This window comes from Caballeronia catudaia (genome assembly GCF_001544755.2).
GTDB lineage: Bacteria > Pseudomonadota > Gammaproteobacteria > Burkholderiales > Burkholderiaceae > Caballeronia > Caballeronia catudaia.
This window is the reverse complement of the sequence record NZ_FCOF02000128.1, coordinates 1-1,585: the sequence shown is the minus strand read 5'-3', so window position 1 is coordinate 1,585 and position 1,585 is coordinate 1. Positions and strand designations below refer to the sequence as shown.

Annotated in this window: 1 protein-coding gene; it reads right to left on the bottom strand. The window is 60.9% G+C overall.

Annotated elements, in window-relative coordinates; all coding sequences use genetic code 11:
• Window positions 1–81: 81 nt before the first annotated feature.
• Window positions 82–1,485, bottom strand: coding sequence for an ISNCY family transposase (locus AWB75_RS36395; protein ID WP_061128738.1), 1,404 nt, complete (start codon window positions 1,483–1,485; stop codon window positions 82–84).
• Between the last annotated feature and the right edge of the window lie 100 nt (window positions 1,486–1,585).

The following is a 1,585-nucleotide window of genomic DNA, read 5'->3' as shown; positions in this document are numbered from 1 at the left end:
TGTCACGGCTAAATTGAAATGTCCGATGGCTGGCTCGTTAGAAATGTCCGGTTTTTCGGTTCAATCCCTTCATGCTTCCAGTCATTTCCCCACCGCGGCTGCCCGCGTTTTGGCGGTACTCAGCACCGCCGCATTGAACTGTTGCTGCGTCAATTCGCGCTGCGTTCGCGTGCCCACCTTGCGCTCTTTGGGCCGCGGAGCCAGCCCTTGGTTCGTTCGCGATGGCATGCCTGAAGCGCAGCGATCATCGCGCTGTGCCTGCAATACCTGGGCGACTTGCAATGCGTGCCCCAGGCGTTTGTTGTCGATCACGGCGCCCTGATCGATCTCCGAGAGCCGATCGTATTGCCGATAGGCGAGGGCCCTGCCATTGACCCGGATCTCGATGCGCCCGTCCGGATACTCGAACACGTCCAGATACTGATGAATCAACGCGCGATTCTCCGGCGTGTCGTCCAGCATATAAATCACCCGGTCATACTGCACCGTCAACACCTTGGTGACGCGGCGCGGCACCCGTGAGGTGAGAATCAGGTCGAGCGATTCATCCGCGCGCAACGGTCGATGTGCATCGAACGTGCTTCTTGGCGTCTTGCCGAAGCGGCCATTGAAGTCGGCGACGAAGTGGGGCGCATACGCATTGGCGGCTTCCTGGGTGTTGATGCCGCGCAACCTTAGCTCCTTCACCAAGCGGTCCTGCAAGGTCAGATTGGCCCGCTCGACACGCCCTTTGGCCTGGCTGCTGTTGGCGCACCAGGTATCGATGTTGAGCTCGTACAGAGCCCGCCCGAACTGCGTGACACCCTTGCCAGCGGTCTCGGCGTGCCCATTGCAATGGAACACCGCCGCCTTGTCGCTGTACAGCGCAACGGGCTTGCCATGCGCTTCGAGATACTTGCGCAGAGCCTCGAAGTAGCTGAAGGTGGATTCAGTCGCGGTGAAGTGCAGGGTCATCAGCCGGCCCGTCGCATCGTCGATGAACACCAGCAGCGTGCAGGCGGGTGCGCGATCCTCGAACCAGCGATGATCGCTGCCGTCGATCTGAATCAGTTCGCCCAGACACGCGCGGCGGTTGCGCGGCTGATGCACCCGCGGTGCGCGCTGCTGGCGTGGAATCCACAGACCCGCGTCGCGCATCCAGCGCCGCACCGTTTCCTTGCCCAGCTTGATGCCATGACATTCGTCGAGCTTCTCGCGTGCCAAGGTGGGCCTGAAATCGGCGTAGCGCTCACGCACCAGCGCCATCGCCCGCGCGCGCAGCTCGATCGGCAATTCGCGGTTGCTCGACTTGCCACGCTTGCCCGACACCAGACCGGCCGGCCCACACGCCTCATAGCGCCGGCACAATCGGCTGATCTGCCGCACACACAAGTCGAGTTGCTCGGCTGCCTGATAGCAGCACAATCGGCCTTCGACCACCGCCTCGATGACTTTGATCCGTTTCAGTTCGCGCATGCTTGTCGTGATCAGTCCACGTCCGTTCATAATCGGCTCCTCGACAACGCATCGCGCCAGCATGCGCCAGAGGGCTGAAATCGGACATTTCTAATGAGCTCAAATCGGACATTATTAAAAAGCCCTGACA

Coding starts and splice junctions, on each gene's coding strand:
- AWB75_RS36395 (WP_061128738.1), bottom strand. CDS start 1,485: ATGAACGGACGTGGACTGATCACGACAAGCATGCGCGAACTGAAACGG.